Consider the following 9,939-nt stretch of genomic DNA (forward strand, 5'->3'; position numbering starts at 1 on the left):
GGTTAGACCGCGAGCTTCCGACGGAGGTCGGACAGACGGGAAACTACTGATGAATCCAGTATCTCGTCTCCCACTGCGATCCGCACGCCGCCGATCAGTGACGGGTCAACGTCGGCGTTGATCTTCAACTCACGGCCATAGAGTCCGTTAAGAGAGGACTGCAGACGCGAAAGCTGCTCTTGGGTCAACGGACGGGCGGCCCGAACCTCGGCGATCCAGCGTTTCTGACGCCCGGCAACGAGCTCAAGGAAGCGTGCCACCAGGGCACTGGGCTTGAGGCCACGCGGATGCGTGACTGCCTGGCGGATCAGGACGAGTGCTTCAGGGCTGGCCCCGGGCACAAGCTTTTCGGCCAAGACGGTCTTTGCCGCAGGCGACGCCTGCGGCTCCGACAGAGCACGCTGGACCTCGTGGCTGGAAGCCACCACCCGGTTGAACCGGATGAGGTCATCTTCCAGGGCATCGAGGCCGGAAAGGCCACCTGCCCTGTTTTCTGCCGTTGCCGAAACAACGGTGGCAGCCAGTTCCTCGAGCGCATCACCCAAGTCACGCGGAGACCGCCAACGCGAGGAGACAAGGTTTGCCGCAATTGCTTCAGCATCAGCCGAAACCTTGCCGCCTACCAGCTGTGAAACCAGCGCCGCCTTGGCATCGCTTTCACGGGCGGGATCGGTCAGCGCGCGCCGGACACCGGCACTGCTGTCGAGAACGCCCAGGATTCCAAAGAGTTCCTCTGCCAATGACAGCGAGGCAAAGGGAAGCTTGGCTTCCAGCTGCTCGCGGGCCAAGGCCAGTGATTCGCTCGATACTCCTGCCATTACCTAGCTGCACCTGCGTTCTCGTTTTCCAGTTCCCCAAGGAAACGGTCAACCACGCGTGCGGCGCGGGCGTCATCCTCGAGCGTTTCGCCGATGATGCGTCCGGCCAGCTCGGTTGCCAGTGTGCCAACCTCAGCACGGAGCGACGTAACAGCCGCCTGCCGCTCTGCGGCGATCTGCACCTGTGCCTGCTCGGTGATCCGAGCGGATTCCGAAGCGGCCTTGGCCTTCAGCTCAGCAAGGATCTGGGCGCCTTCGGCGCGTGCTTCCTCACGGATGGCGTTGGCTTCTGCCCGGGCGTCGGAAAGCTGGGCCTTGTATTCAACCAGCGCTGCGCTGGCTTCTGCCTGGGCCTTTTCGGCCTTGGCAATATTGCCTTCAATAGCTTCGGTGCGCTCCGCGTACGTCTTTTCGAAGGCCGGCACCACAAACTTGACGACGATGAACATCAGTATGGCGAAACTGATTCCCGTCACCAGGATTTCCCAGGGATTGGGCATCAGGGGGTTGGCGCCCTCAGAGGCTGCCAACATAACTACCTGATCCATAATGCACCCGTCCTATCTGCTTGGTGGGTCAGTGGGCTGTCGTTAGCCAAGAATGAACGCGAGAACCAGACCAAGGATAGCGAGGGCTTCGGTCAGTGCCAGACCCAGGAAGGCGATCGGCTGGAGGACGCGCTGTGCCTCCGGCTGGCGTGCAACGCCGCTGATGTAGGCGAAGAAGACAAGACCCACACCGATGGCGCCGCCAATAGCGGAGAGACCATAGCCGATTGCGTTGAGGCTACCCGTGATTTCCATGTTCATTTTTCCTTTCAAGATGCCCTGAAGGGCAGGTTGCTTGGGGTTTCCCCGAGGGGAAGTTTAGGTTTTCCCTAGAGGGAAAGCTTAGTGATCGTCTGCCAGTGCGCCCTGGATGTAAATGGCGGTAAGCAGGGTGAAAACGTAGGCCTGGAGCACCATGATCAGTGCTTCAAGCATGTACATGGCGATGCCGCCGCCCAGAACCAGCACGGAGGAGGCCTGGAGCAGAATGTTGTCCTGGAGAACCAGGAGGTATTCAATACCGGCGCCGGCAAGCATGATGATCAGGTGGCCGGACATCATGGTGGCGAACAAACGCAGGCTGTGCGTGATCGGCCGGACCAGGAAGTTGGAGATGATCTCGATGGGAACCAATACGGGCAGGATGTACCACGGCACGCCAGCCGGAACGGTGGCCTTCACGAAATACTTCATTCCGTGCTTCTTGATGCCAACACCGATCCACGTAAAGTAGACGATCCCGGCCAGCAGGTAGGCTCCGCCCGGATGGGAGAAGCTCGGCAGCTGGATAAAGGGAATAGCGCCGTAGATGTTGTTGACAACAATGAAGAAGAACAGTGCGAAGAGGAAGGGGACAAACTTCATGAAGTCCCGCTCGCCGATCACATCCTTGGCGATGCTGTTACGGACAAATCCGTAGCCGAACTCGCCCAGGAACTGCAGCCGTCCCGGAACCAGCTTGCCCTTACGGGAAGCCATGATAAAGAACACGGCAATGATGACTACCGAGATGATGACCAGCAGCATCTGCTTGCCAAAACCGGTGCCGTATTCGGCGCCCCACGGGAAAATCTCAGGGAGGTGCATTTCTTCAATGGCCGGCGGAACGAATCCACCTTCATTAGTGGCCGGGAGTGCAAGCGCGATCAACGCGTTTCCTCTCTGCTGTGTCCTTCATCGGGCGTGTGTATCGGGGCAAAGCTAGTTGCCCGGTCTAAAATCTTTGGCATTACTGTTCGGCTTCTTCACGGTCGTGGGCTGGATGGCCGACGCTGGCTTTCGCAGGTTTGCTTCCGGTCAGGCCGTGCACTTTGGTCAGGTAGAATCCGGCGGCTACTCCAAAGAGCACACCGACGAGCACCAACCACTGAGTTTCGAACAGATTGTCCAGAAACCAGCCTATCAAACCCCAGGCGACGATCCCGCCAATAATGTAACTGAAGACACGCATGCCGGAGTCGTAGGTGGCGTCGGGGTCGTAACCAGGCTTATCAGACATCCTTTTCCCCTTTATCTGATGGTTTTTCCCGGGGAACGTCGTCATACAGCTGGAAACGGATCCGGGAAAAGGCACGGATTTCCGCAACTTGCCACACCACTACGGTTCCGATCGCGGCGGTGAAAAACCACACTGCCTCGAGCCAGTCCGGCCTGCCGATCATTATCAGCACGGCCGCAAAGACAACGACTTTGACGATGTAGATCAAGGCAAACATGGCCATGGCACCGTGCGGATTGTCGCGGCCCACCACATGGACGGTCAGGAGGCTGACACCGCTGAAAGCGATGACAAGTGCCCAGCCGAACAGCACGCTGCCTGCACCCGAAATCCCGGCAACCACCAGGGCAGCTACAGCGAGAATTCCAATGAACACTCCGGTCCACTTCATCCCGTAACGGAATATTCCGAGCCATGGATTCAGAGTTGGCCCGGAAGCGGTAAGGGGACGTCCAGCCTGGGCACCGTCTGCGGGGCTCATAACTTTAGACATCCTTTGGGCTGGGGCGGGCGGAAGTTGCGTCGCACATTCTCCGCGACTCCTCAAATTCTACAGCACATAGAAGTCGGTCCCGTCCGGGAACCGCCATGCGCGATCACACCCGGACGTTGCGCCGCCCGAAGATCCGGGGCGAGAGCAGGTAAAAGACCACAACGGCCATGGCGAACAGCGTCACACCGACTTTGAGCACATCGCCGGCGCCGGCCACCAGCAGCCCGGCGCCTCCCGTCAGGAGGGTGCAGGCGCTCACCACGGACGCCGACTGAAGATGGCTGAGGCCGACATCGGTCAGGCGCTGGTATACATGCTGACGGTGCGCCGCGTACCACCGCTCACCCCGGCTCATGCGTCGCAGGAGGGTCGAGAAGGTGTCGGCCAGGTAAATGAGAATCGGAAAAAGCAGATACTCCACATTGACTCCGGCCAGGAAGGCTGCCACAGCTATTCCGGAGATCGACGCGCCCAGGAGGTAGCTGCCGACGTCGCCCATAAACACCGATCCGCGGCCCAGGTTCCACGGCAGGAACGCAGCAAAGGCCGCCGCAACCACCGCCCCGGCCACCGTCATCCACAGCTGGTCGCCCAGCATGCCGCCAACGGCGTACAGAATGCCCACCGCGATCCCGTGCAGCCCGGAAATCCCGTTGACGCCGTCCATAAAGTTGGCAACGTTGATGTACGCGGCAATGGCAAGGGCGCCCACCGGCACCCACCAGTAGCTCTGCTCCATGGTCCAGACGAGCGCGGTTGTTCCCGCAAGTCCCAGCAGCAGCTGCAGGCCCGCACGCACCCGGACCGACAGGCCGCGGAAGTCCTCGATCCAGCCCAGCAGCGAGGCCAGCGCAATGACTGCCATCAGGATCAGCACAATGGAGCGGTCCACGGCTACGAGGCTGGTCACCAGGGACAGCCCCAGCCCCAGCAGCACTCCGGCGGCGATGGTGACGCCCACGCCGCGGATAATTACTTTGCTGTGGGAGGAGCGCTCGTTGGGGATGTCCAGGACACCGAGCCGGCGCAGGAAGGGGATGAAGAGGAAGGGCAGCAGCAGGCTTACGAGGAAGGCTGCCCCGGTGCAGAGGGCAAGCAGCATCAGCCCGTCCGCCGTTCCGCCGCGCCGCCGTTGAACGGATGCAGATCGGCGCGGTCCCCGGTGGCCGCTCCCCCGATGCCGGTGACCGGCGGCAGGGTCTCGCCGTGCGAGTCAACACCGCATTTCTGCAGCCAGTCTTCGAACCGCAGGTCCGAGGGGTTCAACTCGTCCACTGCTGTGTGGGAGATTTTCGGATGCAGCGGCCGGGAATCGTCCTCGCCGGTGCCCACCAGGATTTCATGCAGCTTTTCGCCCTGGCGCAGACCGGTAAACACAATCTCAATGTCCTTGCCGGACATGGCGATCATCCGCTGGGCTACATCCAGGATCTTCACCGGTTCGCCCATGTCCAGAATCAGGACTTCCCCGCCGCGGCCGATCGCACCGGCCTGGATCACCAGCTGGCAGGCCTCGGGAATGGTCATGAAGAATCGGGTGACCTCGGGATCGGTCACGGTCAGCGGCCCGCCCTGGCGGATCTGCTCGGTGAACAGCGGCAGCATGGATCCGCGGCTGCCGATGACGTTGCCGAACCGCACCGATACGTAGCGCTCCTTGGTGCTGCCTGCCATCCAGGCGGTGAGTTTCTCGGCCACTCGTTTGGAGTGCCCCAGCACCGTGGTGGGGTTAGCTGCCTTGTCTGTGGAAATGTTCACGAAGTACCGGACCTTGGCCTTTTTGGCGGCGCGAAGAACATTCGCGGTACCCAGGACGTTGGTCTTCCACGCCTCCTGCGGGTACTGCTCCAGCAAAGAGACATGCTTGAGCGCGGCGGCGTGGAAAACCACGTCTGGACGGCGGTCGGAAAAGATCTGGTCCAGGGCGGCGGGGTCCCGGATATCGGCCAGGACGGTGTCCTTGCCGTTGAGCAGGCCGTGTCCGGTGATGGAGAGCTGGGTCAGCTGCAGACCGGTTTCGTCACGGTCCACCATGATCAGCTCGGCCGGATCAAAGGCGGTGATCTGCCGGCACAGCTCCGAACCGATGGAACCGCCGGCCCCCGTCACCAGGACCTTGCGCCCGGTGAGGTACCCGGCCACTTCCTCCACATGGATGTCTACGGGGCGGCGGCCGATCAAGTCCTCGACGGCGACCTCGCGGAAGTCGGTCAGCCCGGCGCCGGCACCCTTGCTCAGCATGTCCTTCAGCGGCGGCAGCACCAGGACCCTCAGGTTCAGGCCTTCGGCGCTGTCGGTGACCTGCCGTACCTGGCGTGCTTCGACGTCGGCGATGGCAATGATCAGGATGGTGGCGCGGGTTCGCTGCACAATCTCGCGCAGATCCCCCAGCCGACCCAGGACCGGCACCGTGGACAGGCGCAGGTGCTTCTTGGCCGGGTCATCATCGATCAGCCCCACCGGATAGTAGGGCGACTCCGGATCCTTCATCATGCGGGTCACCAGGGAGCTGCCCAGGAAACCGGCGCCGTACACCAGCGTGCGCTGGGCTTCATCGCCCGGACGGACCTTGCCCTCCACATACATGCGCTTGAGGTAGCGGATGGCGGCCATGAACAGGCAGGCAAACGGGAAGGCAATCATGCCGGTGCTGCGGGGAATATCGATGGCCAGGCCGAAGAGCGCGCTCACCAGGACCAGAATGACGGCAACAACCAGCGTGACGATTGCCAGCAGCCGCATCTCGTGGAAGCTGCCGAAACTGTAGCGGCCCCGGTACAGGGCGAAGGAATAGCCAACCACCAGCTGCACCAGCACGGCCACTGCACAGAAGACCGCGACACCCCCGGGGTTGATCTGGTCCACCGTCAGTTCGTAGCGCAATACCAGTGCCAGGACCACGGCCACAATCCAGGCCAGGGAGTCCAGGACGTACTGGGACCACAGCCACAACGCAGGCTTTTCCTCGCGGATGGGCCCGCTCTCGTCCGTGCTTGTCTGGCTCATAATCCTCAACGGGTAGTTCCCCGGTTCTCTTCTCGGCGGTTGCAACACAGTTCGGAAGAATCCGGTGTAATAGACTGGAATCTCATCAGCATTCTAACTGCACACCCTTCTCCGTTCGGCTTGGGCCGCTCATCCGGGTTGCCCCGAAAGGATCATTTTGCCGGACTCCGTGGCCGTAGCAGCAGTAACTTTCGACCGTCCAGATGACGTGTCCACCCTGCTGGACGCCCTGGCTGCCCAGAGCGCCAACATTACGTCAGTTGCCTTGGTGGATTCAGGGAAGACTCCGGTTCAGGATATCGCTGAAGCCTCACCCGCGCCGGTCACGTACATCAGGTCCAACACAAATCTGGGCGGTGCCGGCGGTTTTTCGCTGGCCATTCTCTCCGCCATGGCCTCGGGTGCGGACTGGATCTGGATCATGGACGACGACGCCCACCCGGAGGATCCGAACTGCCTTTCAGCGCTGCTCGAGGCCGCGCAGGAGCACCACATGGACGTGGTCCTTCCCCTGGTGGTGGCGCCGGGGCACCCCGATACGCTCTCCTTCCACTTCCGGCTGGACGGCAAGCTCACGCACAACCGCGCCGAGGTTGAAAAGCTGGGCTTCATTCCCGACGTCGGGCATTTCTTCAACGGCGCCCTGATCCGCGCCGATGTGTTCTTCCGTGTTGGCCTGCCGGACCTGCGCCTGTTCATCCGGGGTGATGAAACAGACTTCATGATCCGCCTGCGGCGCGCCGGAATCCGTTTCGGCACCGTCACCTCCGTGGCCCTGACCCATCCGGCCGCGTGGGCCGAGGTGCAGCAGGTGGCCGGCGACCGGCTGCATGTACTGGTTCCAGATAACGCCTTCAAACAGTTCTACTTTTACCGTAACCGCGGCCACCTGACATGGAAGTACAAGCGGCTGCGATCCTTCGCCGCCGATGCCGTGGGCTACCCTGTCCACTTTGCCAAAACCCGCGACCCGCGCGGCTTCGCCGCCTGGCTGCGCGCTTACGCTGCCGGCATGCGCGGACGCCGCTTCGGGCCGCCGTCGGACTTCGGCTTCTGAGATGACCGGAGCCGAGATCTCCGTACCCGCCACCGAACTGACCCTGGTCATCACCACCTTCAACCGTTCGGGCTACCTGCGCGGCCTGCTGGACTCCGTGGCCGCGCTAACGCCGGGGCCGGTGCGGATTGTGGTGGTGGACAACGCCAGCACTGATGACACGCAGGACGTCATCAGCGCCGCCGCTTCGCGGCTCTCCGTTCCGCTGATCAACGTGCGCCTGCCCGTCAACGCAGGCGGCGCCGGCGGCTTCGCGGCGGGGGTGGAACGTGCCCTCGCCGAAGGCGCGTCGTGGCTGTGGCTGATGGACGACGACGTCGTGATCCTTCCCGGCGCGGTGGCCGCGCTCGCCAAGTGGACCGGCACCTATCAGTGCATCCACGGCCGCCGTCTGGACGAGGCGGGCCAGCCGTTCTTCTGGCAGCACCGGTTCCTGCCCTTCCTGGGGATTCACATTCCGATCCGCGGCAACGTCTTCCGGGACGCACCGGTTTTTTCGACGAACGTTGGCTGCTTTGAGGGCATGCTGATTTCAGCTGACCTGGTGCGCCGCATCGGTCTTCCGGATGAGCGGTACTTCATCAACGGCGACGACGAAATCTATGGTTGGCTGGCCTCCAGACTGACGGATGTGGTTTATGTCAACGATTTTGTGCTGCAGAAGGTCCGTCCGCAGAAGCAGATCGATCTGGGCATCCGGCATCTGAACGATTCCAGTGATCTCAGCCGCTTCTATTCCATGCGCAACCGCGGCCACACCGGCCAGTATCTGCTGGCCCACGGCCGGTACAGCCGCACCGGTTTTGCCCTGGGCACGCTGCTGACCGCCGGCAAGGAACTGCTGCGGCTGCTCGCCGTCGAACACCGCATCGCCGGGGTTCCCAGCCTGTGGCGCGGTTGGCGCGCAAGCCGGACCATCCTGCACGATGGAACATGGCAGCCTATGCCGGCGCTTGCACCGGCCCCACCCCATGATCGGAAGCACCAGGTTTGACGCAACACCTTTCACCGCAGGAAACCGAAGTCCAGCAGACGTCCGCACCCGAGCAGGCCTCCGCGCCGTGGGTGGTTCTCGGATCCTCGGGCTTCATCGGCAGCGCCGTGTGCGCGGGGCTGAAGGAAGCCGGCATCACGGTGCGGACCGTGTCCGCGCCCCGGCTGGAATCCGCAGCCCATGATGTGCCGGGGCTGCTGGAGGAGGCGGCCCGGCTGGCCGCTGTGCGGGCTGAACTGGCGGCGGCCTTCACCGGCGCCGCTGTTATCGTCAACGCTGCGGGCCTGGCTACGCCGGGTGGCACGGACTCCCCCGCCCTGCGCGGTGCCAACTCGCTGCTGCCCGTGGTGATTGCCGACGCCGCTGATGCCGCCGGGGTGCGCCGGTTCATCCACCTCAGCAGCGCGGCCGTTCAGGGGCACCGCCCGTTCCTGGACGAGACCAGCTTTGTCCAGCCGTTTTCGGCCTACTCCCGTTCCAAGGCAGGGGGCGAACATGCCTTGGCTGCCCGAGCAGCCGGCCCCTGCAGTACGGTGACGATCCGCGCCACCTCGGTCCAGGGACCGCAGCGCGCCACCACCGCGAAGCTTGTCCGTTTGGCTGCCTCTCCCCTGGCCACCGTCGCCGGATCGGGTTCGGCGCCGTCCCCGGTCAGCTCCGTGGATTCGCTGGTGCAGTTCATCCGCACGGTGGGGCTGCACGCGGGCAGCGTTCCCGCCGTCGTCCTACAGCCCTGGGAACAATCCACGGTGGCCGGAGTCCTGGAAGCTGCCGGGGGCCGGAAGCCCCGGCGGCTGCCTGAGTGGTTCTGCCGCAGTGCGCTGTGGGGTGGTTACCGGCTCTCGTCCCTCGCTGGCGAACGGCTGCACGGTCCCCTGCGCCGGCTGGAAATGATGTGGTTCGGTCAGCGGCAGGTGCCCGGCTGGGCGGAAGCGACCGGCAACGTCCCCGAGCCGCGGGTGCAGGAAATCCTGCGTTCCGTGCAGGCCCGGGAACCGGCAACCAGTTAGACCTTCGCCGTCTGGCCCGAGGACCGCCCGTTCGGTGGCCCGCCGAGCCCGCCGTGCCATTTGTCCTGTCTGACCCGTCTGACCCCTCTGACCCGTCTGGCCCGCCGTGCCGTTTGACCCGTCTGGCCCGCCGAGTGTAGGGATCATGCGGCTTCCGCCCACCGAGTGACGCAACAGTGCCGAAATGCGCGCGGCAAAGCCGCACGAACGCGACAATCGACCGGGGAAAGGCGCACGAACGCGACACTCGAGTGGGGCAAAACGCACGACGTCGACACTCGCGGAAACTACAACGCGCCCCGCCAAGCAGCGCCGCACGCCGAAACCGCACACTCGCACGCACGTCACCACACCAGCGCACGTCATCTGGCCCCGTTACCTTTTTCGTAGCCCTTTCCTGTTGCAGGATATGGGTGTGTCGGCCGGTCGGTTCCGGCATGGTTTTTGCCCCCAGTCATCCATGATCCGGGGGGTGTTGCCACCGGAACCGACTTGGCGGCCGGTGGATCGCTAAT

At 63.3% G+C, this 9,939-nt stretch carries 11 protein-coding genes; 3 read left to right on the forward strand and 8 right to left on the reverse strand.

The annotated features are described in order from the left end of the window. Positions 1-2: 2 nt before the first annotated feature. The 8 genes from ABIB35_RS14100 to ABIB35_RS14135 form a co-directional block, all read right to left on the reverse strand. Positions 3-818: a F0F1 ATP synthase subunit delta gene (locus tag ABIB35_RS14100; RefSeq protein ID WP_354182356.1), complete on the reverse strand. Its 816-nt coding sequence runs from the start codon at positions 816-818 to the stop codon at positions 3-5. After that, positions 818-1,366, reverse strand: a complete 549-nt coding sequence (locus tag ABIB35_RS14105) for a F0F1 ATP synthase subunit B (RefSeq protein ID WP_354182357.1) — start codon at positions 1,364-1,366, stop codon at positions 818-820. The genes ABIB35_RS14100 and ABIB35_RS14105 overlap by 1 nt, the downstream gene beginning before the upstream one ends. 42 nt (positions 1,367-1,408) lie before the next feature. Then, positions 1,409-1,621 carry an ATP synthase subunit C-like protein gene (locus ABIB35_RS14110; RefSeq protein ID WP_342024192.1) on the reverse strand — a complete coding sequence of 71 codons (213 nt, stop codon included), beginning with the start codon at positions 1,619-1,621 and terminating at the stop codon, positions 1,409-1,411. Between the two features lie 87 nt (positions 1,622-1,708). Continuing rightward, positions 1,709-2,515 (reverse strand): F0F1 ATP synthase subunit A, encoded by an 807-nt coding sequence (gene atpB, locus ABIB35_RS14115; RefSeq protein ID WP_354182358.1) that lies wholly within the window; start codon positions 2,513-2,515, stop codon positions 1,709-1,711. A gap of 79 nt (positions 2,516-2,594) precedes the next feature. Beyond that, positions 2,595-2,864: an AtpZ/AtpI family protein gene (locus tag ABIB35_RS14120; protein ID WP_354182359.1), complete on the reverse strand. Its 270-nt coding sequence runs from the start codon at positions 2,862-2,864 to the stop codon at positions 2,595-2,597. Continuing rightward, positions 2,857-3,357 carry a Cg1360 family ATP-synthase-associated protein gene (locus tag ABIB35_RS14125; protein ID WP_502915794.1) on the reverse strand — a complete coding sequence of 167 codons (501 nt, stop codon included), beginning with the start codon at positions 3,355-3,357 and terminating at the stop codon, positions 2,857-2,859. The genes ABIB35_RS14120 and ABIB35_RS14125 overlap by 8 nt, the downstream gene beginning before the upstream one ends. A gap of 103 nt (positions 3,358-3,460) precedes the next feature. Further along, complete coding sequence (locus tag ABIB35_RS14130) at positions 3,461-4,459, reverse strand: MraY family glycosyltransferase (RefSeq protein WP_354182361.1); 999 nt, start codon at positions 4,457-4,459, stop codon at positions 3,461-3,463. Next, on the reverse strand, positions 4,459-6,363 hold the full coding sequence (locus ABIB35_RS14135) for a polysaccharide biosynthesis protein (protein WP_354182362.1): 1,905 nt from the start codon (positions 6,361-6,363) through the stop codon (positions 4,459-4,461). Before ABIB35_RS14135 ends, ABIB35_RS14130 begins: the two co-directional genes overlap by 1 nt. Positions 6,364-6,520: 157 nt before the next feature. Here ABIB35_RS14135 and ABIB35_RS14140 point away from each other — a divergent pair, with 157 nt between their 5' ends. Genes ABIB35_RS14140 through ABIB35_RS14150 form a run of 3 tightly spaced genes read left to right on the forward strand, consistent with a single transcriptional unit; the run spans position 6,521 to position 9,424 of the window. Beyond that, the gene (locus tag ABIB35_RS14140) at positions 6,521-7,420 is read left to right on the forward strand and encodes a glycosyltransferase (RefSeq protein ID WP_354182363.1); all 900 of its coding nucleotides are present in this window, start codon (positions 6,521-6,523) and stop codon (positions 7,418-7,420) included. A 1-nt stretch (position 7,421) separates the two neighbouring features. Continuing rightward, positions 7,422-8,414, forward strand: a complete 993-nt coding sequence (locus ABIB35_RS14145) for a glycosyltransferase (RefSeq protein ID WP_354182364.1) — start codon at positions 7,422-7,424, stop codon at positions 8,412-8,414. Beyond that, complete coding sequence (locus ABIB35_RS14150; RefSeq protein ID WP_354182365.1) at positions 8,411-9,424, forward strand: NAD-dependent epimerase/dehydratase family protein; 1,014 nt, start codon at positions 8,411-8,413, stop codon at positions 9,422-9,424. The genes ABIB35_RS14145 and ABIB35_RS14150 overlap by 4 nt, the downstream gene beginning before the upstream one ends. The last annotated feature ends 515 nt before the right edge of the window (positions 9,425-9,939 follow it).

Origin of the sequence: Arthrobacter sp. UYP6, assembly GCF_040547315.1 — a bacterium.
GTDB lineage: Bacteria > Actinomycetota > Actinomycetes > Actinomycetales > Micrococcaceae > Arthrobacter_B.